The 22311-nt window shown below is 53.6% G+C and carries 18 protein-coding genes; 4 read left to right on the top strand and 14 right to left on the bottom strand.

Annotated elements, in window-relative coordinates; genetic code table 11:
* Positions 1 to 53: 53 nt before the first annotated feature.
* From EJE49_RS09815 to EJE49_RS09755, 14 genes are all read right to left on the bottom strand, one after another.
* Positions 54 to 665 carry a hypothetical protein gene (locus tag EJE49_RS09815; RefSeq protein ID WP_124950328.1) on the bottom strand — a complete coding sequence of 204 codons (612 nt, stop codon included), beginning with the start codon at positions 663 to 665 and terminating at the stop codon, positions 54 to 56.
* Between the two features lie 5 nt (positions 666 to 670).
* Positions 671 to 829 (bottom strand): hypothetical protein, encoded by a 159-nt coding sequence (locus EJE49_RS14265; protein ID WP_223246908.1) that lies wholly within the window; start codon positions 827 to 829, stop codon positions 671 to 673.
* A gap of 70 nt (positions 830 to 899) precedes the next feature.
* Positions 900 to 1811 (bottom strand): DUF6708 domain-containing protein, encoded by a 912-nt coding sequence (locus tag EJE49_RS09810; protein WP_124950326.1) that lies wholly within the window; start codon positions 1809 to 1811, stop codon positions 900 to 902.
* Positions 1812 to 1816: 5 nt separating this feature from the next.
* Entirely contained in the window at positions 1817 to 4441 is a 2625-nt protein-coding gene (locus EJE49_RS09805; RefSeq protein WP_124950324.1) for a T6SS effector BTH_I2691 family protein, read from the bottom strand.
* A gap of 43 nt (positions 4442 to 4484) precedes the next feature.
* Positions 4485 to 5336: a DUF4123 domain-containing protein gene (locus EJE49_RS09800; protein WP_223246909.1), complete on the bottom strand. Its 852-nt coding sequence runs from the start codon at positions 5334 to 5336 to the stop codon at positions 4485 to 4487.
* On the bottom strand, positions 5336 to 8200 hold the full coding sequence (locus EJE49_RS09795; RefSeq protein WP_223246907.1) for a type VI secretion system Vgr family protein: 2865 nt from the start codon (positions 8198 to 8200) through the stop codon (positions 5336 to 5338). The genes EJE49_RS09800 and EJE49_RS09795 overlap by 1 nt, the downstream gene beginning before the upstream one ends.
* A gap of 2 nt (positions 8201 to 8202) precedes the next feature.
* Positions 8203 to 10845 carry a type VI secretion system ATPase TssH gene (tssH, locus tag EJE49_RS09790; protein WP_124950320.1) on the bottom strand — a complete coding sequence of 881 codons (2643 nt, stop codon included), beginning with the start codon at positions 10843 to 10845 and terminating at the stop codon, positions 8203 to 8205.
* A gap of 58 nt (positions 10846 to 10903) precedes the next feature.
* Positions 10904 to 11998, bottom strand: coding sequence for a type VI secretion system baseplate subunit TssG (gene tssG, locus EJE49_RS09785; RefSeq protein ID WP_124950317.1), 1095 nt, complete (start codon positions 11996 to 11998; stop codon positions 10904 to 10906).
* On the bottom strand, positions 11962 to 13806 hold the full coding sequence (gene tssF / locus EJE49_RS09780) for a type VI secretion system baseplate subunit TssF (protein WP_124950315.1): 1845 nt from the start codon (positions 13804 to 13806) through the stop codon (positions 11962 to 11964). Before tssF ends, tssG begins: the two co-directional genes overlap by 37 nt.
* Before the next feature lie 9 nt (positions 13807 to 13815).
* Positions 13816 to 14298: a type VI secretion system baseplate subunit TssE gene (gene tssE, locus EJE49_RS09775; protein WP_124950313.1), complete on the bottom strand. Its 483-nt coding sequence runs from the start codon at positions 14296 to 14298 to the stop codon at positions 13816 to 13818.
* A 68-nt stretch (positions 14299 to 14366) separates the two neighbouring features.
* Positions 14367 to 14858 (bottom strand): Hcp family type VI secretion system effector, encoded by a 492-nt coding sequence (locus tag EJE49_RS09770; RefSeq protein WP_124950311.1) that lies wholly within the window; start codon positions 14856 to 14858, stop codon positions 14367 to 14369.
* Between the two features lie 27 nt (positions 14859 to 14885).
* Positions 14886 to 16382: a type VI secretion system contractile sheath large subunit gene (gene tssC, locus EJE49_RS09765; RefSeq protein WP_124950309.1), complete on the bottom strand. Its 1497-nt coding sequence runs from the start codon at positions 16380 to 16382 to the stop codon at positions 14886 to 14888.
* On the bottom strand, positions 16382 to 16891 hold the full coding sequence (gene tssB, locus EJE49_RS09760) for a type VI secretion system contractile sheath small subunit (RefSeq protein WP_223246906.1): 510 nt from the start codon (positions 16889 to 16891) through the stop codon (positions 16382 to 16384). Before tssB ends, tssC begins: the two co-directional genes overlap by 1 nt.
* Positions 16892 to 16973: 82 nt before the next feature.
* Positions 16974 to 17648 (bottom strand): tetratricopeptide repeat protein, encoded by a 675-nt coding sequence (locus tag EJE49_RS09755; protein ID WP_124950304.1) that lies wholly within the window; start codon positions 17646 to 17648, stop codon positions 16974 to 16976.
* Positions 17649 to 18022: 374 nt separating this feature from the next.
* On the opposite strand from EJE49_RS09755, the gene tssJ reads away from it, so the two are divergent.
* From tssJ to EJE49_RS09735, 4 genes are all read left to right on the top strand, one after another.
* Positions 18023 to 18637, top strand: a complete 615-nt coding sequence (tssJ, locus tag EJE49_RS09750) for a type VI secretion system lipoprotein TssJ (protein WP_189941823.1) — start codon at positions 18023 to 18025, stop codon at positions 18635 to 18637.
* A 49-nt stretch (positions 18638 to 18686) separates the two neighbouring features.
* Positions 18687 to 20033: a type VI secretion system baseplate subunit TssK gene (gene tssK, locus EJE49_RS09745; RefSeq protein ID WP_124950300.1), complete on the top strand. Its 1347-nt coding sequence runs from the start codon at positions 18687 to 18689 to the stop codon at positions 20031 to 20033.
* A complete protein-coding gene (gene icmH, locus EJE49_RS09740; RefSeq protein ID WP_124950298.1) occupies positions 20030 to 20809 on the top strand; it encodes a type IVB secretion system protein IcmH/DotU in 780 nt (259 codons plus the stop codon). The genes tssK and icmH overlap by 4 nt, the downstream gene beginning before the upstream one ends.
* Positions 20810 to 20829: 20 nt before the next feature.
* The coding region (locus tag EJE49_RS09735; protein ID WP_223246905.1) for a type VI secretion system Vgr family protein at positions 20830 to 22311 on the top strand (1482 nt) is incomplete at its 3' end.

Below are 22311 nucleotides of genomic sequence, written 5' to 3'. Positions count from 1 at the left end.
TCATGTAAAAAATCCTTAAATCCTAATTAAGAAAATTCTACTTTTAAATGCAATTATTTGCTGGGGGGATTACCAGCCTCTCGTCTTGAGCCCGTTATGAATGGCAAAGGAAACGTCTCCCGCACAGTCACCCCATCTGGTGCCATTACTTGCCCCTGGATTTCCCAAAATCTTTTTGACAAAGCTGCCATACAAAAAAACACCTCATCCCAGGGTACGCTCAATACCGTACCGTTCAACCGAAACACATGCACCATGCGCGTCTTACGATTAAAACGGATGGGGTAGTGGGTGTAGGCGAAGGCTTCATAGTGTGCACCCTTGTAAAGAAAGAAATAGCCGGGGAGACCCATTACAAGAAAGAAAAACAATAAATATACCCAATCTTGCTCCATACGCCCTGGGGTCATGATGCTATAAAGTAAAATAGAACCTAAGCCCCACGTCAGTATCAAAAAAACACTACCCATAAACGTAGTCATAAACCCCTTCCACCCAAAGTACTTATCCACCAGCTCCAGATAAGTGGAATTCATGCGGATCACACTGAGCTGGTAGGCGGGTTCTATGTCCAGATGCTGTTTCTGATGCAGCTGGTCATCACGCTCTTGCTGCGTAAGGCGGCGATCTACCGGATATTTGCCTGTGAGGCCTGAGTATTGCATCTGAATTACCCCGGGATGGCGAGCTTGAGCTCCGCCATTTCTTTTTTGCTGTTGGGATAGTGGTCTGCTTTTGGTGCTATGCCAAATACACAGCGTTCCAGCCAGTCCTGCACTTTATTGTCTTTATAAATTTCTATCAAATAAGCAACGCCAAAAAAAAGCACCACCAGTACCAGACCTATGCCGGTTGCGCCGGCATAGGTGGCTGAACCGATGAGCCGAGTGATATTAACGCTAATCCTCAGGGTTCATGCTGGCGTCACGGAAGTATGGATCATTAGGTTCAACGACGTTGACCGCTTCTATCTCTTGAGGCCATTGCGGGATTTTACTGGTGCGCATGGCGATGTAGCGACCGGGTAGTATAGTAATGGCCATGAATGCGGCCATAAGATAGGTAATAATATTAGAACCGCCTTCCGCATGCATTCTATGGAAACCATTAATAACTTTTTCATATTTATCTGCGATATCCATGCAAATACCAACCCGGTGGTAGGCGTCCTCCGGCCCCTCCTCCATGTAGCGACGCACCAGTTCCCAAAAGGCCAATAAAACTTTCTTGTCACCTTCCCCAACACCATGAACAGTTAATGGAAACGTCTCCCGCACAGTCACCCCATCCGGCGCCATCACTTGCCCCTGTATTTCCCAGTATCGCTTTGGCAAAGCTGCCATACAAAAAAACACCTCATCCCAGGGTACGCTCAATACCGTACCGTTCAACCGAAACACATGCACCATGCGCGTCTTGCGGTTAAAACGGATGGGGTAATGGGTGTAGGCGAAGGCTTCATAGTGCGCACCCTTGTAAAGAAAGAAATAGCCGGGGAGACCCATTACAAGAAACATCATCAATGGACTTAGCCAACCACTCTTTGAGTTACCAATAATAATGTCGATAAACATAGCACCAAAAAACACAGTAATAATCAAGAGTACACTACCCATAAACGTAGTAATAAACCCCTTCCACCCAAAGTACTTATCCACCAACTCCAGATAAGTGGAATTCATGCGGATCACACTGAGCTGGTAGGCGGGCTCCATGTCCAGATGCTGTTTCTGATGCAGCTGGTCATCACGCTCTTGCTGCGTAAGGCGGCGATCTACCGGGTATTTGCCTGTGAGGCCTGAGTATTCCATCTGGATTACCCCGGGATGGCGAGCTTGAGCTCCGCCATTTCTTTTTTGCTGTTGGGATAGTGGTCTGCTTGTGCTGCTATGCCAAATACACAGCGTTCCAGCCAGTCCTGCACTTTGTTGTCTTTATAAATTTCTATTAAATAGGCAACACCAAACAAAAGCACCACCAGCACCAGACCTATGCCAGTTGCGCCAGCAAAGGTGGCTGAACCGATGAGCCATGCGGCTGTCATGCCCAATGCGCCAGATACGCCGTACGCCCACGCTAATCCGGTCTGCCCCTCATTGTTTGCCTGATAAGCCTGCTTAAAATCCATCGTCGCCATAATCAGTGCGCCGCCTATGCCTAGGTATTTGCCGCCGACTGTCAAAAACTCACCAAGGTAACGTAATCCCTGTCCATACTTCGGCACCACCTTCGCCATCTGCTCCAGACTCGTCCCTACCGCCTCGGCGATGGTTCCCGCCAGTGCGGCTGTGCCTGCCATCAGCCGTATATTGGCTTCCTGCGCTTCGTGGCTCATGGCTTTGGTGATGTCTTCTCCCATCTTCTGGTTCGCATTGTATTGCAAATAGGCCGCTACCAGTGCGGTGACATACGGGATGCCCGTTTTACCCGCGCTTTCCATGCGTGCGCCTGCCATGCGCAGTTTATCTTGCCAGCGGGTCTGTTTGGCGAGTATCAGTTCCTGATAGGCTTCAACTGTGCTGATGCGTTTGACTATCCATTCTGCCTGCTGCTGCGTGGTTAGGCCTTTGGGCATCTCTTTGATTTCTTCCGGGCTGATCATGACCATGAATTTTTTGGTTTCGATGCCGTCCAGTTTAACACCGGCTATCTCCAGTCGGCGCAGTTCGGCTTTAATGGCACGCTTCATCTGGCTTTCGTTCATGGGGATGCTGCTGGCACTTATCAATTCACGCAACAGGGCACTGCGAAATGCGCGGATGCTGCCTGTGGTTTTTACCACAGCAAAGGTTTTACCGGTATGCACTGCCAGTAATGCGAGGCTGGGGCGCACGATGCCGTCTGTCGCCTCTGCCAGCAAGCTGGTCAGCGGGCCGGATATGCGGGCTATCAGTCCGCCCAATGCATCGGCTTTACCGTGCGCCACGCTTTCTGTGGCTTTGCCTATGCTGCTGGCTATCCCATCCAGCGGGAATCCCCGCCAGTCCAGGCTGACTGCCAGCGCTTCTTTGATTTTAGCGGCACTGGCGTCAAGGTTAAGTGCCATGCCACGTAGTAGCAGGTTTTGTTTATCACTCACACTGCCTGTTAGCCATTTGCTGTATACATCAAAGCACGCGGCTTTGTCTTGGGTGCTGCCTATGCACAGTTGCATGGTTTTGGCATAGACGATGCCACTCTCTGGGCTGGTTGGGTCGTAGTTGCATTCAAACTGTGCGTGCAGTTCGCTGCCTGTCATGACTTTGCTGTGCGCTAGTGCCAGGGGGCTGATGTGCTCGGCGTCAAACGCCTTGAATTGGGTATCGTATGCTTTGCGCCAGTTGTTCAATGCGGCTTGGTCAACCTTGACGCGGTATTTCGCCCATTCCACTTCGCCAGCCAGCCTGCCTTGCGCCGGGGTGACGATACGGGATTGTGCTATCCGCCCAGCGCGTTCCTGTTGGTATTTCTGGTAATAGCGGGCTTGCTGTTGCTGTTGTTCGCTGTAGTTTTTTGGGGGGGGGATACCTGCCTTGGCATCCTGCTGGGCGTACTCGGCGGCTACGGGTGCGGGTACGCTGTAGGCTGTGCCTGAGCCGCGCAGGTTGGCGCGGTCATCAGCCGCTACCTCTGCACTGATCCACGCCTGATCGCGGACGTTGAGTTCTATGGTTCTGATGGCGTCTGATACTGCCAGTTTACGCAGTTTGTCTGGATCCGCATGGGCGTAAACTTCCAGGCTGTGTTGCATTAATACGCCCAGCTCTGCGGCTACCCCTGTCGGGTCATCCAGCACTACGGCAAAGCCTTTGCCCGGTGCCAGTTTCTCTGACTCCTCTAACAAACGTGCCGTCTGCATTTTGCGGGGGTCGATCGCAAATGGGCTCCAGTTCAAGTCCGTTTTTATCTTGGCAGGCTCCATGGCATATTCGGCCACTTTCTTGCCGATGTCTTTTATGTCGAAGCAATATTTTTTATCTGTGCTGCCAGCATAGGCATTCACTTTGACACTGCGCATGTGCCGCTTGCGATAATCGGCACTGCTGTGTTTTTCCCTTACCGCGGCTGTCCATTCTACGTCGCTGAATCCTAGCCAGACGTTGGTGGCGTTTTTGGCATCACGGATGGTGATACAACTGGAAATGGCACGGTGCGCCGCATCTGCACAATCAAATGGCTTTTTAGGCAATACTGGGGGGATGCCTGGCGTTTCTGCCAGTTTGAAGAACATGGCCTGCGGTGTGACGAAGTAGCTCTCCCAGCGATCGCGGGCTTCGTCATACACATACAGGTAACCGCTACGCAAAAGGCGCGTTGTGTAGTGTGCCGCTTTGGCAGATAACGCTACGCTTGGCCCGGTTGCAGTGGGCGCACTGGATTGCGCAGGTGCAACAGCGTATCGCAACGGCATAATGGGTACGCCGACTTTGTCGCAGTATTCACATTTTTTTGTTGTGCTCATTTCTCACCCTTGGTTATTATTGGTTATTATTTGCCAGACTTGGTTATGATTTGCCAGACATGTCGTGCTTGACTCGCTGCCAGGTTGGTTTATCTATCGTCAATAATGTATCTATCACGTTAAAGTCGTCCATCGTCTGCCGCGCTGCATTTATCACATTGACGACATCAATGTGTTCATCAAATAACGGATGGATAGCCTCTCCCAGCGCAGCAAATTCCACCAGATCTTCGGTGCGTGTTAATGCGTATCGCGTCTGTCCGCGCTGCACTATGCTGTCGATTATTTCGGCGCGTTCATTTATGCCTTTGATAGTCATTTTCCCTGTTTTGCTCAACACGCGATTGACCATACCGATACGTTGCAGCTGTTGCCATGCGTCAGTTTTCAGGAGGGTTGCTGTTGTCTGCATAATATTATCAACCTGTTCTGTTACCCACACATTATCAAGGCGGCATGTCCAGACTGTCGCTGGCCCCATCAGGTTGCGCCGCTGTTGCGCGGTTAAGACATGACGCAGTTGCAGCCAGACGCGAGGGTCATGTATTCTCAACCATGCCTTGCGTTCTTCTATCCCTCTGACGAGCTGTGCTGTGCCAATATGATGTGCCATTTGTGCTGGTTCAGCGGTGCTTTTGATCAGGGTAGTCAGCACAGGTAGATCAGGATCATTCATCAGTTGTTGCAGTGCATCAAGCTGCTCACTGGATAATGCTGGCAAATGCACCAGTACTGGCAATAGCGCCACACTGTCTTTCAACACGCCACTGGCGGTTAACAGATAAGGGATATCGGGCGGCAGTTGCTCAATATACTCAGCCGCAATCAAGGCGTATTGATGCGACATCAATAATCGGTGGTCGAGCGACGCCTCTATGGCGTTTACGGCTGGCATCACAATTCAACCACCGCATCACCGCCATTCGCGGCTGAACCCGCGCGGAAATCACATACTTTCAATGGTCCCGGTTGCACAAGCGATAAACTGCTAGAACTACTTCCCGCCCCCGCCAATTCCGTCAAACTCCCCTTAAACGCCATCACCCCAGGCCCATGCACTTCGATATTGCCGCCTTCGAGTTTGATGTACGCGCCGCCAGCGGTAAGTAGCAGGTGTTGCGGGGCGGCGATAGTGACGGCTTGCTCGGTGCTGGCAATAACGACTTCTTTGCTGGCGTTGATGTGAGTCGCACCCGACTGACTCTGGCTGCTGAATTTACCCTGAGCGGCGTGGAGCCGGATGCCGGTTTCCTGGTTGGGTTTGTTGCTGTCGGTGGCTGTGCCTTGGGTAAAGAGTCGGATGCCGTCCTTGACTGCATGGTGTTGCTGCGCTTGGCTGCTGACGCTGATGTCTTGTTCTGCGGTTAAGTTGCTGGTGTGGCCTGCTGCGATGACGGCGTTAGTGGCGCTGGCGGCGATGATGCCTGCGGGGCTGGAGAGTTGCAGGTGCGGTTCGCTGTAGGTGGCAATGTCGTTGCTGCTGCCTGCTGGCGTTTGTTGACTGATGACTTGCTGGCTGTGGTGTAGCTGGGTGATGGCGGCCAGTTTGTCTGGGGTGGGGTCGGTGGCGCCGACAGCCTGGTGGGCTGCGGCGCTCTGCGCCAGGGCTAGGTTTGCCTGGTGCTGACGGGCAAGGATGGCTTGCGCGTCGTGACTGTCCATTTGCATGCTGTGCTCGGGGGCGCGGTCGCTGCTGATCAGGAGGCCGTTGCCTGCTCTGACTGCGGCGCTGTGGCGGGTTTTGAGTTCCAGGCCGAAACCTGCGGGGTTGAGCCGCTGGTTGTCACTTTGGTGGGTGAGCTGGCCGAGGTTGAGTTCAGAGTCGCCTGTGTGCTGGGCCTGGTGTTGTTGCAGGCTGATGCGGCTCTGGTTGGCAGTGTCGTCGAATACGAGCTGGTTGTAGCCTCCCTGCCCGTCCTGGCTGTTACTCAGTTGCTGGGTTTTGATGCCAGACAGGGTGGCGGCGTGGTTGTGGCCGTCCTCGCTGCCGGCAAACCAGCTGGTTGCATTGGCGGTGGCAGTGGGTGCGGTGCCGGCGATCTGGTTGTGGGCGGCGTTGTCCTGGCCCTGGCCGTTGTACAGGCTGTTAATGATGACAGGGCGGTCGATGTCGCCTTCGACGAAATCCACCAGTACTTCCTGGCCAACTCTTGGCAGGTGCACGCTGCCCCAGTTATCCCCGGCGGTGGGGGCAAGGCTGGCGAGTACGCGCACCCAGGTGCCGGTGGTGTGGTCGCCGGGGGCGGTGCTGTGGTCATCTGGATACGGGTGGCTGAGGCGGCTATGGCTTTGCTCGCCACGTTGCCAGTGGTACTGGATTTTGATGCGATGATCGCGGTCGGTGTGCACGGGGTCGCTGTTGCCGACGACGATGGCGGTCTGTTGACCACGCACGGTGGGTTTGGGGTGGAGTTTGACACCGTGTTCGTCGCTGGTCTGGCTGCGGTAGGTGGTGGTGTTGGGGATGAGAGTCAGGGTGTTGCGGTAGCGGGTCTGGTCGCCACTTTCAGCTGCATTCGCGCGTTGATGGGCGATCAGGTTATTGTGGGCCTGATGGTTGACGCGGGTGATGAGGAAGGTGGTAGTAGCTTCATGGTCATCCGGGTCTATGTTGGTGTAGCTGGGGTGATCATCCAGTGTGATGTAACTGCCGGGTGTGGCGGTGCGCAGTGTGCCGGCAGCGCTGATGTCATGGCGATGCGTGTGGATGGCATCCATACTGATGCGGGCGTAGCGTTCGCCCTGGGCGCTGTCGCTGTAGGCGTATTGGCCGGGGGTGTCCTGCTGGGTGAGGGTGAGCCCAAGGTTTTTCTGGCTGCTGTTGGCGCTGGCGCTGCTGTCCTGGAACTGGCTGTGGTGGATCTGGTTGGCGCGGTAGTCCCAGCTGACGGTTTCGATACGATGGGGTGCGGCGCGGTATTGTTCGTGCCAGCGGTCGATGCTGTCTTCCGACAGAACTGTTCCACTCTGGGTGTAACGGACATTGGCTTGCGGGTTGGCGGTAAACGCGCCGTTATGGTCGGCAATAACGAGGGTATGGCTGCCCAGGTGCGGGCTGCTGCTGTCACCTTCATGGGTGAACCAGTAGTACAGACCTTCTTCGCTCATCAGCCGATTGATGAAATCGAGGTCGGTTTCGCGGTATTGAGTGGTGAGCGAGCGCTTGGTGTAAACACTGGGGTCTGCCAGGTCAAATTTCCAGGCGGGGGTGTAGGCGCCCTCGCCTGCGCCGTCTTTGAGCACGGCGTTGAGAATGTCGATGACGCTCATGTCCTGGTAGATAGTGCTGTCGCGGCGGTGGCGCAACAGGCTGAGCCAGGGTTCTATGGTCAGACGGTAACGGGTCAGGCCACCGTCGCTGGCAAGGCGTTCAAAGCGGGTGATATGGCCGTGAAACGGGCGCAGCTCGGTGCGCGACTGAGCCGTAAGCAGCTCCAGCAATACCGGCTGACCCAGTGCAGGCGTTAGCGGGATATCGGGCTGGTGACTTAGCGCCGTGAGCTCAAGACGGTAACCGGTGATCTGGGTGGGGGATAACTCCGGGTGCAGCGTTAACAGCGGAGAACGCTGCCCATCGTTCTGCGTGCTAATGACTTCGCAGCCTTGCAGCGTCTCCGGGATCAGGGTGTCGGGGCCGTATTGCGCATCCAGCGGGGTGTGCAGCCGCAGCAGGCGGTTGGTCTGGCGGCCGGATAGCAACTCGGCGGCGAGGTTGGCTAGGTCATCCATGCTTTGCATAATCCTATCTGGTGCATTCATGCTCAGGCTCCGCTCAATTGGTATTTGAATTGCCCGGATTTAAGGCTGCTGACTTTGATGCGGTCTATCTGCTTGCCTTCAGCCATGTGGGTCAGCAGGTGCTGGGCCAGCTCGGGCAGCAGGCTGCCATTGAGGATACTGTCGACATTGCGCGCACCGGAATCGACTTCGGTGCAGCGGTTGAGTACGGTGTCGATGACGCTGTCGTTGTAGTCGAGTTTGATCTGATGCTGATTGGCAATGCGATCAACCACGCGCTGCAGTTTCAGTCGGATAATCTCCGCCAGGTCGGTATCGTCTATCGGGTAGAACGGGATAACCTGCAAGCGCCCGAGGAATGCAGGCTTGAACACTTTGACCAGTTGCGGGCGGATGAGCATATCAAGCTCATCCACTGAGGGTAGCGCCTTGCCGGTTTTATTCAGGCAGGCCTGCATCAGGCTGCTGGCGCCGACGTTGCTGGTGAGGATGATGAAGGTGTTGCGGAAGTCGATTTCACGGCCTTCGGCATCTTCCATGCGACCTTTGTCGAATACCTGGAAGAACAGTTCAAGTACGTCGGGGTGAGCTTTTTCTGCTTCGTCGAGGAGTACCACACTGTAAGGATTGCGGCGCACGGCTTCGGTGAGTATCCCGCCCGTGCCATAGCCGACATAGCCTGGCGGCGAGCCTTTGAGGCCGGATACGCTGTGCGCTTCCTGATATTCACTGAGGTTGATGGTGATGAGCTTGTGTTCGCCGCCATACAGCGCGTCAGCCAGTGCCAGCGCGGTCTCGGTTTTACCCACGCCGGAGGTGCCAGCGAACAGGAATACGCCCTGCGGTTTGTTGGGGTCGTCCAGGCCAGCGCGCGAGGTGCGGATGCGCTGTGCCAGCGCCGAGATGGCATGACGCTGGCCGATGATGCGTTTGTGCAGACGGGCTGGCAGGTCGAGCACTTGTTGCAGGTCGTCCTTGAGCATGTTGCCCAGCGGGATGCCGGTCCAGCTGGAAATGACCTGAGCTACGGTGTGGCCATCGACTTGCACAGCCGTCAATGGCACCTCGCCCTGTAATTTCTGCAACTCCTGTACCAGCGCACTTAATTTCGCCTGTTCACTGGCTTCAAGCTTATGCTCGCTATTTTCCAGCTTGAGGCGCAGCGTTTGTATCTGCGTGGACAAATCCTGTTCCTGACGCCAGCGTGTGGATAGCGCAAACTGCTCTGCCAGCAGCCGGACACGCAAATTGCTGCACTCCGCCAGGCGTGACTCATGTTGATTGCTGATGCGGTGCTCACGGCTGATCTGGCTGATTTCGACGGTCAATTGCTCCAGTCGTTTGGTGACGGTTTCCAGTGGTGCTGGCGTGGCATGCTGTGCCAGTGCAACTTTGGCGCAGGCGGTATCCAGTACGCTGATGGCTTTATCCGGCAGTTGCCGCCCGCTGATGTAGCGGTGTGATAATCGGACTGCATCGATAATAGCTTGATCCTGGATGCGTACATTAAAATGCTGTTCCATGTGCGGCAACATGCCGCGCAGCATGGCGCAGGCAGTGGCCTCATCCGGCTCTTCGATTTTGATGACCTGAAAGCGCCGCGCTAAAGCAGCATCTTTTTCAAAATAGGTTTTGTATTCGCTCCAGGTAGTGGCGGCGATAGTGCGCAATTCGCCGCGCGCCAATGCCGGTTTGAGCAAGTTTGCGGCATCGTTCTGCCCTGCTTGCCCGCCTGCGCCTATCAGGGTATGGGCTTCGTCGATAAACAGGATAATCGGGCGCGGGCTTTTCTTGACTTCGTCGATGACGGATTTGAGGCGATTTTCAAACTCGCCCTTGACGGATGCACCTGCTTGCAGCAAGCCCATGTCCAGCGTATGCAGCTCAACATTATCAAGCACGGCGGGTACATCATGCGCGGCAATGCGCAACGCCAAGCCTTCTACCACCGCCGTTTTACCGACACCTGGCTCGCCGGTGAGGATAGGATTATTTTGCCGGCGACGCAGCAGGATATCGATAGCCTGGCGGATTTCGGCATCACGCCCGATCACCGGGTCCAGCTTGCCGTCGCGGGCGCGCTGGGTGAGGTTGGTGGTGTACTGATCCAGTGCCGGCGTTTTGCTGGCTGTCGGCTTGGTCATCCCATCCATTTCGGCTTCCGGCGCATCAGCAGCGGTAACTGTCGGGGTCTCTTGCGAGCCAGCGGTCAGCCCATCGAGGTCATGCTTGAGCTTATCCAGCGCGATGCGGCTGAACAGCTTGGAGCTGCGCCATGCCAGTTGCTGTAATTCAGGGGCAGTGAGCATGGCCAGCAACAACTGGCCGCTGCGGATGCTCGCGCTGGCATTATCCAGCGAAGCAATGAGCCATGCATGCTCAAACAGTTTAGCCAGGTTGGGCGAGAACACCGGTGTACGACTGTTACCGCTTTGGAACTGTTCAGTGACTGCCTGTAAATCCCCCGCCAGTTGGCGCGGGTCTATCTCATTGCGCCGCAGTATCAGGCTGAGGTCGCTTTTTTCCTGCTCCAGCAAGGCAAGCAACAAATGCTCGATATCGACTTCATAATGCCCGCGGCTGATGCAGATATTGGCCGCACGTTCGGTCGCCAGACGCGATGTGTCATTCAGTTTAGTGATCAGTGTTTTAAGATTGATGCTCATATTAACCCCCTGTATTTATTATTTATTTGAATCGCAAATGCGCTGCGTTACGACTGTTTCATTCAATTGCATTAATGGTGTAACAGATATCGTGACGATCTTCCGTGGCGGGCTGGCTCACCAGAAAGGTGTCCCAGCCTAACCGGCCTTGCCGCTCATCGGAGCCCAGCTGATTACCCTTTACATGACACGCTGCCAATATCAGCTGTATCTCGTATTCGAATTCGTGATGCGTCAGCAGCATGAGCAACTTGTCCAGTGCCTGTGCAGATTGCCCACCGGGTAAAAATTGCTCGAACTGGTTTTTATCCAGCGCGCCAAGCTCGATACGGATGCGCAGATCACGCTGCCACACCCGCTCCCCCGCCATTGCGGTGACGCCAAGCACGGCATTATTGCTACCCAGACTGGTTTGCTGAGTCTGTGGAACGCGATACCAGCTACCTGTAAACATGACGACTTTGACCGGCACAACAAAATAAGCGGCCAGCGTGCGCTGCAACACCACAGCCGACACCGGCCGGCGTCGTATGGCACCCGCAAAATGCGCAATGCTGGCATCCAGCACGCCATGACCATCCTGCTGCAAGCGTGCCTGCAAATCGGCATGCCCCAATCCCGATAACGACAGCAACATCGGCAGAAATTTGTCCTGACCGTGCCGCTCATAACCCAGCGCCAGCCTGTATTTGCACCATGACTGATAAAACAGGCTGACCGCCCGACTGGAAAAAACATCCAGAAATGCACGTGGGGCATCATCCCTGTTGTACAGTGCATGCGCAGAAATCTGCTCGGTGTAATGGTTAGGCAAGCTGCCATTACCCCCCAGAAACCCCATAAACGCGGGGGTGATGGTGATGCTATGCACGTCCTGCGCGGTCAGTGCCGCTGGTGCTAAAAGATCCGTAACTTCAGCCGCTTCTACCTGTTTACGCGTGACCTGCAAGGCTTCAATCTGGCTGGCCGGAAACTGTAACGACAGGCTGTTACGAAACCGGATGTAATCGGCCAGTGGTTTATCTGTCGTCACCCCGCTCTGCTTCAGCCAGCCTTCAAGAAGACGCACCGCCTGAAAAAATCCAAAGCGGTGTGGCTGGGTAGTCAGCTGCTCAATTACAGCAGGCTTAAATCGCCGCTTCTCGGTTTGCATCGCAATAACTCTTCCCCGCTGCGTTTCGATAAAATAACCAGTTGCACAAAGCTGTTTATGTGAGCATACAAGCCCAGAAATTGCTCCAGCACGCTGGCAAAACCATAGATGCCACTACCGACGAAACTTTCTTCATCGATGGTAATTTGCACTTCTATGCCTCGTACCAGACAGGCGAATGGATTACCCGGCAGCCACGCAGTCACCGGCCGGCTATACATGGCGACAATGCCGCCCAGTTGCCGCCGCGAAATGGAGCTACGCGGCAGGTCATACAAAGCCAGCGTTTCACGGAATGCATCAATGCCGCCCTGGCTTAATGACAAATGATTCAGCGACAGTTGGGAGATCAGCCGCCAGTGCGCACCATGCCCCCGTTCAAACCGGTATGGCTCGGTCGGTTTGCGTAAAAAACTGATATTACGGACGACGGAACCGCCTTCCAGAAACAGGTCGCCGCCGGGCAAGCCATAGCTGAGCTGTGTCGGCAAATCTCGGTTTGAGCAAGTCAGCCCTATGCTCAACGTATCCGTTGCGATCTCGGCAGGATTGAAGTCGATATCCACAATGGAAATCTCGGTTTCATAACCGGGGCTCTTGATTGCGGTCATATCATCACGCCGCTGTACCCAGTAATGGCCGTCACGCTCAGCGCTCTCGCCATGACGCAACCCGTAGAACGGGCGAAACTCGGTGATGGACTCACCCTGTGGGGTCTGCCTCACCATGCGCACGCTGTCTATCGAATACACTTCATAGGCATAGGCACGTCTTGCATCGGCCAATACCGGATAGGCCGCGGTGGTATGTGTCAGACGGATAGGCTCACCACGCTGCGCGAACAGATTCACTACCGGCGTGCAGCCTAGTAGCAGTTTATCTGTGGACAATGTGCCCAGAATGCGCGACAGATTGGAATCGGCACGCACGTCTGACAACACCAGATGCAGGCTGAAGGCGTTACACCCTGCGGGCAACAGCTTGCCTATGGCAACCAGATCGATTTCAAAGAAATTAAACTTGTCGGGAAATGCGAAATACTCGGTCAACAGGCGGTACGCCGGATGCGACTGTGCCGGAAACGGGATAAGTGCCTCCTCTTCAGCGAAGCCGACAGGCTTGAGCGGCACCGCATCCAGAGAAATCCAGCGACCGGTGTGTGGCGTTTCGATGTAAGCGCGTACGGTACGCATGAATAACGCATCGCGAAATGCGGCGCAAAATGAAGGTTCGCCATGCATGAATACACGCACTGCATTCAACTTCAATTGCGCCAGACTGATTTGTTCCGAGGCGGTTTCCACCCGGATGGTTATGGCCGAGCTGGCATTCGCTGGCAGCGTCGTCGTATCCGGTGCATCGACTATCGGATCAAACTGCGCCTGCGTCAACCGTATCGGCGCGATACTCAGGTCGTACGCTGTTCTGAATTTGCATGCCAGCCCTTTGACCGGCCGGGCAGTTAACTCGGTGCCCCGCGCCAGCACATTGGCGCTGGTTAATTGGGCAGCGGCCGCAGCATAGTCAAAATGCGCGATAGAACAGGAAGGAAAAGGCCGCAGGTAATGCGGGTACATTACTTCGAACAAGGCTTCAGTAAATTCCGGATAATCGTCATCGAGGCGCCGCGATACGCGCGCGGTCAATAGCGCAAATGACTGGATCATGCGCTCGATATGCGGGTCTTCCGACACCTCCCCGGACATCTGCAACTGACTGGCAATTTTGGGGTAACGCTCGGCAAATTCACGTGAATAGCGGCGAATAAAACTGAGCTCCTGCTCATAATACGGAAGTAAATCGTCCATGCTTACGCCTTATGCACGCGCACTGCGCCGCGCTTTAGTAATGGAATATTGCAGACTGGATGCTTGCAGCACCGCATCAAAATTGACCGGTTCCTGCGCCATCTCCAGTACCAGCAACGCAGCAATGGCAAAATTCAGACGATTGGTTGAGCCGTCTTCCAGCTCCAGCGATGCGCGCACATTACGCAAACGCGGCTCATGCCGCGCAATGGTCTGCTCCAGCGAGCGACAAATGTAATGGCGGTCATCGGCACTGGCCAGGCTCATACCGGCAAAATCATTCAGGCCGTAGGTAACAATGGATTTGCTGCATTCCGGATAGCGCTTCAGCATCTCTTCCGAAATCACAGAACGCGTGTTGAGTAATGACTCCAGGTCTCTGGCTACCACATCTTTCATTTCTTCCAGTGACAGGCTGGTCACGACATTTATCGATTGCCCCATACTGCCTGCCATCAACTTATCGAACAATCCGGGAGCGTAACCCTTCATTTTCATCACCCAAACGTAACACCAAAACAGGAAGGAACCGCAGCCAGGCCGCGGTTCCGCACAACAAATTACACGGTTTTATTGGTTGAAAGATCCCAACCGCCAGCTGTATTACCACCAGCACCGCCAGAGACTTTCTGTTGCAGATATTTCCATTTGACTTGTGAGTATTTCAGGCTCACGGTCTCATGCAGAATATCCCCACCATCTACGACAGGCGCGACACCACTTACCAAAACATTCAGCAATTCAATTTCAAAATATTTAACACGCTCACCCTTGCTGTCAGCGCGTAAAAATTCGAACTTGGCTTTGGGGAAGGTCTTGCCAGACGAGCAGTTCTGTAACAACAAAGGCGTAGCCAGGTCAGCCAGCTTTGTCAGTACAATATCCTTGTGCTCGCAACGTTCTGCAGTATGACCACCACCGGTCGATGCTGTAGCCGACTTAGGCTGCAGCACTTCCCAGGCTACCGACTTGCACTCTATCCAATCTTTATGCGCGCTGTCGGTCGACTCGCCTTTGATTGTGTCAATTTGTAAATAAACATCTATTGCCATTAAAAAACCCCCTTAAGTTAATTGATTTTACGATTTGGTCGATTGAGGCAGCTCCGCGACCAAACGGAGTGAAACCGAAAGTTCGTCCAGCTGAAAATGCGGTCTCAAAAACGATACGGCGCGATATACGCCAGGCCGACCAGGTACTTCGGCCACTTGAACAGAAGCTTCACGTAAGGGGAATTGCGCTTTAGCTTCCTGGCTGGCATTGTCGTCCAGCAACACATACTGCATCAGCCAGCGATTGAGGAAATCCTCAACATTGGAGGCTGCTGCAAAACTGCCGATTTTGTCGCGCATCATGGCTTTCATGTAATGCGCAATGCGCGATACGGTAAACACATACTGCAACTGCGCAGATAGCACCGCATTGGCATTGGCGGAATCGGTATTGTACTTTTTGGATTTCTGCGAAGATTGCGCGCCGAAGAAGGCCGCATAATCAGTATTTTTACAATGCACCAGCGAAATAAAGCCCAGATCACTCAACTCTTTTTCACGTCGGTCGGTAATCGCAATTTCCGTCGGGCATTTCAGTGCTACTTCACCCTCATCGGTTTTGAAGGTATGCGTTGGCAAATCTTCCACCAGACCGCCGCCCTCTACGCCACGTATCGCTGCACACCAGCCAAAATCTTCGAAAGCCTTAGTAAGCTTGGCACCAAAAGCATAAGTTGCGTTGCACCACAGGTATTTGCTGTGATCAGTGCCATCCACGTCTTCTACAAAATTGAAGCCTTCGACCGTGACGCCATCTTTCGGATTAAATGGCAAACGCCCCAGAAAGCGTGGCAGTGTCAAACCGACATAACGCGCATCTTCTGATTCCCGGAATGATTTCCATTTTGCATATTCGACCGTATCAAATACTTTGGATAAATCGCGTGGCTTGCCTAAATCTGCATAGGTATCCAGACCGAATAATTCCGGTGAGGCCGCTGACACAAATGGGGCATGTGCAGCGGCTGCGATATGCGACATCTGCTCGATGAAATACATGTCTTCAGGCTGCCTGGTGATTTCAAAATCACCCAGCAAGGTACCAAAAGGCGCGCCACCGAACGTACCGAATTCTTCTTCGTATACTTTCTTGAACATCACGCTCTGATCAAAATCCAGCGCCGACTGGAAATCCTTCACCAGTTCTTTTTTTGTTGCATTCAGCACTTTTATTTTCAGATTAGGACTGGTGGAAGTATTGCGTATCAAATAATTCAATCCGGTCCAGCTCGACTCCAGCCGCTGGAATTCCGGCGCATGCATGATTGCGCTAACCTGAGCGGAAATAAGCTGATCCAGTTCGGCAACCCGCGCATCCAGAGTTGCAGTGAGATTAGCGGACATCACCACCGTACCTTGCATCACCTGATTAACCAGTTCGGATATCAGATCCTTGGCACGATTGTGTTCGATCGTTGATTTTGCCACTTTGCTGTTTTCAACAATCTGATCCAACAGGCTTGGCTCAGCATTAGCCTCGGCAAACGCAACACCTTGTGCAGCATCATGTAATTGAGCGGACATTATTTATCCTCCGACGGGTGAGTCAACTTGCCAAGTGCATTGAGCTGTTCGGTATTGTTAAGCACGTCGTTCAATATATCTTCGAGCTTGTCATTACCCGCCAGCTTGTTACGTAAATCAGCCAGCCGGGTACGTGCTTCCAGCAATTGTTTCAGCGGTTCAACCTGCTGCACGACAGCTTCCGGCCGAAAATCGCTCATGGATTTGAATTTCAGATCCACCGCGAATTCGCCACCCTGCTCACTGAGTTCATTCGCCACACGAAACACAGCACGAGGCTCAATCGCCGTCATCATTTCATCAAAATTATCATTATCGACACTCACGAATTTGCGCTCTTTGAGGCGCTTTTTATCCACTTCGGAAGCACCGCTAAAGTCCCCCACCACTCCTGCTACGAAAGGCAATTCTTTCTGCTCTATCGCATCCCCGATTTCTACGTCATAAGTCATTTGCACCCTTGGCGGGCGAACTTTCTGCAGTTTCTTTTGTATACTTTCTCTTGCCATGATGCCTCCCGATTAATTACAACTCATCGTCTAAAATTAAAAAATAGATACCAATAGCTGCCTGATCGAAGCAGCTTAACAACTACTTCAATGCACCAAATGGATTGCTTGATCCCGACGAACTGGCTGCGGCAGCAGAAGGCTTAGCGGCTTGGGCCGTTGCTGCTGGAGTTTCTTTTTGCAATTTGGTTTTTTTATGATTAACCGGCTTATGGTGTGCCGTCACCAGCACCGATTCGCCCAGACTTTCGCGCAGTATTTTTGCCAGGTCTTGGGCCTCATTGCGTAGCGAACCGGATATTTCATTCTGGCTACGCAAATCTGACAGTGCTTTGGTCGATAAACGCAATCCGCTCACCACGATGATGCTATTGGCGACTTTATCTTTGGCATCGCGGTTTAATACTTCCTGGGCATTTACAATTGCCTCGCTGTAGCTGCCACTGTCAAATTTAGCCTGAGCAATACGCAACCAGGGCATCTTGTCAGCAGGATAGGCAACAGCCGCCTCTTTCAGCAAAGCAGTTGCCTTATCTGCCTGATTGGTTTTGTATGCCGCATCTGCTTTGGCGATCGCATTATTGATCGCCACATTTTCACTCAGCTTGGCAGTTGCAGCTTTGGTCGCCGCATCTTTACCAACCGTAGCCAGATTAGGAGTTGTGTCACCCGGTGATGTTGAAACAGGCGCATTAGCACAACCACCAAGCGTCACCGCAACTGCAAGCCCCAAACCGTAATTCATCCATCTTTTCATTAACAAGCCCCCATTCCATCAGTAAAAATTAATACAATTTTTTCGCGCAAAAATCTTACATGGCAATAAAACCACCAAATAAAACCATACTGCGCGAGTGAATTTTAAAAAAGAAAAATACCTTAAAAACAAGTAATTAACACATAAACAAACAATGAAAATGATGTTTATTTTATTTTTTAGCATTCGATTTTGTTTTTTATAATGCGCTATCAGGTAACTTAGCGCAAGATTTTATGTAAATTATTGTTGGTTTTATATCACATAACAAATACAGATTTACACCTACAAATTACTTGTTGTATTATGTACACGCTAATGCAGATAAATAACAAAAAATGCTATCCAACCATTACCGATCAATCATAAATTTTATGTTTTTAACTAAAACAACATCCCCATTGCGCATATTGATCGCGCTGATACTTACCGCGCCTCTAACCGGCTGCGCCGCGATGGGTGCAGCATCGACAGTCGCCCAGGTTGCTAATTTCGCACTCAGTGCGGCAGGAATCACCAAGCCTGCCGACCCGAACGCAACCACCGACACCCCATTAAAAATTCAGGCAAGCAACGACTTGAATACCGATCACCACAATCGCCCTTTCTCTGTAGTCGTACGCATTTATCAGCTCAAGCAGAGCAGCGCATTTCAGCAGGCTTTCTACACAATTTTTCTGGACGCAGACAAAGAAAAAACGGCATTTGGCGCAGATGTGATCTCCGTTAAGGAAGTCACCCTGATCCCGGGACAAACCTTCGTCAACACTGAAAAAGTCAGCGCAACAGCTGACTACATTGGCATCGTTGCGCTATTCCACGCCCCGGCTTCAGCTCGATGGAAGCTCACCTTTCCCACCAAGGAATTAAATAAAAAGGGCATTGCGCTGGGAGTCAGTGCATGTTCAATAACCGTAGATTCAGGCACCACACTGGAATACAGCACGGCCGCCACCACCGTCTTGAAGTCACCCGCCAGCTGCGGATGAGATGGCGGGTAGCCAACATAACAATCAGGATGGATGAGATAAATCGCAGATGAATAACACAACAAAAGTTTTATGGGGAGAGGGGCTGTTTTTAAGGCCTCAACATTTTCAGCAGCAGGATCGTTACCACGAAGCACGCTTACAAACCATGGCGACGTCGCTGCACCCCTATGCCTGGGGCGTTGCCAAAGTTCAGGTTGACCGTGACGCGCTCGCCAATAACGCGCTGCGTTTGCAGGAGTTTTCTGCCATATTTCCCGATGGTGAGCAATACACCGCGCCTGCCAGCGACAGCCTGCCCGACACCATAGAGCTCGGCGACATTCCTCTCTCGCAACAAACGCTCACCTACTACGCCGCTTTACCCATGGTGAAAGAATATGGCGGCAATTTCAGCGCCACTGACCAACCCAATGCCGCAGCGCGTTACAGCCAGATCAATCTGGACACGCCCGATCTGTTTACTCAGGGCGCCCGCGCCGAACTGACCTATCTTAAAAAGTCAGTACGCCTGGTTTCCGAGCTGGAGCCGCGCGATTCATTGATCAGCTTTCCGCTGCTGCGACTGCGCCGCGCCAGTAGCGGCGGCTTTGAGCTTGATCCGGCCTTTGTGCCCCCCAGCATCACCATCCGTAGCGCACCTATCCTGGTGCAATTACTGCGCCGCTTAATGGATGCCCTGCAAGCCAAAGTCAACGCGCTGTATGGCCATCACCGTGAGCCTAGCAAAAACGTGATTGAATTTCGCTCCGGCGATATTGCGTCTTTCTGGTTACTGCACACAGCCAGCGTCGGCTTTGCTTCGCTGTCGCATTACCTGAGCAACCCGCAACTTCCTCCAGAGCGGCTGTTTGAACAATTGCTCAGCCTGGCTGGCGGGCTGATGACCTTCTCCAAGAATTATGCGTTGAACGATCTGCCTGCTTACCAGCATCTGGATACCGGCAGTTGCTTCTTCCGTCTCGACAGCGTGATTCGCGAGCTGCTTAACACCGTCATTTCTACCCGCCACTTCGCCATCGCGCTCTCGGAAGTACGGCCTTCTTACCACCAGGGGCAGCTTGATTCCGGCAAGATCGATGAGAAAACCGCATTTTATCTGGCCGTCTCCGCCAGCATGCCAGCCACTGAATTGGTTGATACCACGCCTATGCGCTTCAAGATAGGTGCGCCGGACGATGTCGATAAACTGGTGCTGTCAGCTATGCCAGGGGTAAAACTCATACACGCACCGCAAGTACCCGCTGCGATACCAGTACGACCTGATACCTATTACTTTGCTCTGGACAACAAATCGCCGCTATACGCGCGCATGTTACAAGCCCAGGCCATATCCATTTACGCGCCTTCGGGCATACCTGACCTCCATCTCGAATTATTAGCGGTGATGCCATGACGAATTCTGCCCCCTCCCTACTTGACGCCACAACCGCCAGCGCATCATTCGGCAACGAAGCAAGCATGAGTTCGGCGCATACCTTAATGGATTTAATGTATGACGGCTTTTACGCGTTATTCCTGTTAAAAAACGGCAATGCGCCCAAAGACGAAGCTAATTTCGCGCGAAAAATGCAACAGTTTCTCAATAGCATCGATGGCAGCGCCCGCAAGCTGAATATTTCAGCCGAAGATGTGCATGCTGCCAAGTACGCTTTCTGCGCTGCAGTCGATGAAACAGTCTTGCGTTCAACGTTTTCCATCCGCGATTCCTGGGCACGTCATCCTCTGCAGTTAGTCTTATTCGGCGACCAGCTCGCCGGTGAAAATTTCTTCCAGAAACTTGAAGAACTGCGCAGCAAAGGCAACCCGCACCTGCAAGCACTGGAAGTATTTCACATGTGCCTGCTACTTGGATTTCAGGGCCGCTACCTGCTGGAATCCCCTGAGAAACTGCATTATCTGACCGCGCGGCTAGGTGAAGAAATTGCCCATATCAAAGGCAAACCCGCAGTATTCGCCCCAAACTGGGACAGACCCGATCAGATCGTAAACAAATTACGCACTGAAACCCCGTTGTGGATCATCGCCGCCATATTTGCCGTCGTCGCACTGGGTACGTTTACAGGCATCAACAAGTTATTAAGTCATAACACTCAGACATCCATCGCTGCATATAACGACATTATCCGTATGGCTCCGCACCCGGCCACACTGATACTGACACTGCCTTAATCCGCCCGGTATATACCGCGATGACTGAAACCCTTATTCTCAGCCCTGAGCTGGCCGAGTTGATCGCCCGCCTCGGCAGCGGGCTTTCCCAGCACGCTCGCCTGCTCACCCTGACGCAAACTCACCCCGAGCAGCGCCCGGACAATTTCATTGTCGAACGCATCAACGGACAGGAAGGCATCAACACGCCCTTTCGCTTTGATGTCGATGTCTTGAGTGTATCTACCCAGCTACCCCTGGCCACCTTACTCGGCGAACCCTACACGCTGCGCCTACTGCAAGCCGATGGCAGTTATCGTGCCTGGCATGGCTACTGCAGCGAAGCGCGCTGGCTGGGAACAGATGGCGGTGTCGCACGCTACCAGTTGCGACTTGAGCCGTTCTTCGCCTTCCTGCGCATGCGCCATGACAGCCATATCTTTCAGGCTAAAAACACGCTGGACATCATCACCGAACTGTTTGCCGACTACCCGCAGGCACGCCTGCAAATTGACGTCTCCCATACCCTGCCGGTACGCGAAACCTGCACCCAGTACCGAGAATCCGACCTCGACTTTCTCAGCCGCATCCTCGCACGTGACGGATTAAGCTATCGTTTCGATCACGACCAGACCCCACCTGACAGCAGCGCGCCGAGCTTACAGGCTTTTCATACGCTGGTGATTTTTGACCATCTGGCCACCGTACCTGATTTGCCTGGAGGCCGTGCAGTGCGCTTTGCCGGCGTGCGCGCCAGCGACAGTGAAGATGCCATCGACCGCTTCGCCACCAGCAGCCAGATCGTCAGCCATCAGGTAGCCGCCAGCAGCTGGCTCGCCAGCCAGGTCATCGCCCCCGCCGCCGAAGCGAGCCGTGAAGCACCCGCAGCTCTACCCGGGCTGGCGCAATATATCGATACCGGCAATGCCCAGTTCGCCAATATCACTGAAGCCGACACATGGGCCAACAATCAGCTACTATCCTTGGCCTTCGACGAAGCCAAATTCCACGGACAAGGCGCAGTGCGCCGCCTCATGCCGGGGTACGGCTTCGACCTGACCGGCCATGACAGCCTGGGCGCAGCAGGCAACACCTTCACCGTCACCGCGGTCACGCATGAAGCCATCAACAACCTCGGCGCAGGCTTTAATCACGCCACCGCGCTGCACGATGCCGAAGACGGCACATATCGCAACCGCTTTACCGCAGTACCTGCATCCACCGCGCTCATGCCAGCTGCCGCAACACAATTGCCGCAACCAACTGCCCGCGGCGCACAGACCGCATTAGTGGTCGGCCTGCCCGACAGCATCACCACCTCCACCCGCGATCACCAGCTACGCATCCAGTACCACTGGCAGCGCGGCGTATCACCCAACCCCGGTGGATTGACGGATACCGGCAACAGTGTTGACAGCACCGGTCACGCGCCCGGCAACGACCAGTCCGGCACCTGGGTGCGCGTTGCCGAAGCACTGGCTGGCCCCAACTGGGGCAGTTCCTTCACCCCGCGCATCGGCACC

Origin of the sequence: Sulfuriferula thiophila (assembly GCF_003864975.1) — a bacterium.
Lineage (GTDB): Bacteria > Pseudomonadota > Gammaproteobacteria > Burkholderiales > Sulfuriferulaceae > Sulfuriferula > Sulfuriferula thiophila.
The sequence above is the reverse complement of the archived record's forward strand: the minus strand, read 5'-3'. Positions and strand labels throughout refer to the sequence as shown.

Coding starts and splice junctions, on each gene's coding strand:
- EJE49_RS09815 (WP_124950328.1), bottom strand. CDS start 665: ATGCAATACTCAGGCCTCACAGGCAAATATCCGGTAGATCGCCGCCTT.
- EJE49_RS09810 (WP_124950326.1), bottom strand. CDS start 1,811: ATGGAATACTCAGGCCTCACAGGCAAATACCCGGTAGATCGCCGCCTT.
- EJE49_RS09805 (WP_124950324.1), bottom strand. CDS start 4,441: ATGAGCACAACAAAAAAATGTGAATACTGCGACAAAGTCGGCGTACCC.
- EJE49_RS09800 (WP_223246909.1), bottom strand. CDS start 5,336: ATGCCAGCCGTAAACGCCATAGAGGCGTCGCTCGACCACCGATTATTG.
- EJE49_RS09795 (WP_223246907.1), bottom strand. CDS start 8,200: ATGAATGCACCAGATAGGATTATGCAAAGCATGGATGACCTAGCCAAC.
- tssH (WP_124950320.1), bottom strand. CDS start 10,845: ATGAGCATCAATCTTAAAACACTGATCACTAAACTGAATGACACATCG.
- tssG (WP_124950317.1), bottom strand. CDS start 11,998: ATGCAAACCGAGAAGCGGCGATTTAAGCCTGCTGTAATTGAGCAGCTG.
- tssF (WP_124950315.1), bottom strand. CDS start 13,806: ATGGACGATTTACTTCCGTATTATGAGCAGGAGCTCAGTTTTATTCGC.
- tssE (WP_124950313.1), bottom strand. CDS start 14,298: ATGAAGGGTTACGCTCCCGGATTGTTCGATAAGTTGATGGCAGGCAGT.
- EJE49_RS09770 (WP_124950311.1), bottom strand. CDS start 14,858: ATGGCAATAGATGTTTATTTACAAATTGACACAATCAAAGGCGAGTCG.
- tssC (WP_124950309.1), bottom strand. CDS start 16,382: ATGTCCGCTCAATTACATGATGCTGCACAAGGTGTTGCGTTTGCCGAG.
- tssB (WP_223246906.1), bottom strand. CDS start 16,891: ATGGCAAGAGAAAGTATACAAAAGAAACTGCAGAAAGTTCGCCCGCCA.
- EJE49_RS09755 (WP_124950304.1), bottom strand. CDS start 17,648: ATGAAAAGATGGATGAATTACGGTTTGGGGCTTGCAGTTGCGGTGACG.
- tssJ (WP_189941823.1), top strand. CDS start 18,023: ATGTTTTTAACTAAAACAACATCCCCATTGCGCATATTGATCGCGCTG.
- tssK (WP_124950300.1), top strand. CDS start 18,687: ATGAATAACACAACAAAAGTTTTATGGGGAGAGGGGCTGTTTTTAAGG.
- icmH (WP_124950298.1), top strand. CDS start 20,030: ATGACGAATTCTGCCCCCTCCCTACTTGACGCCACAACCGCCAGCGCA.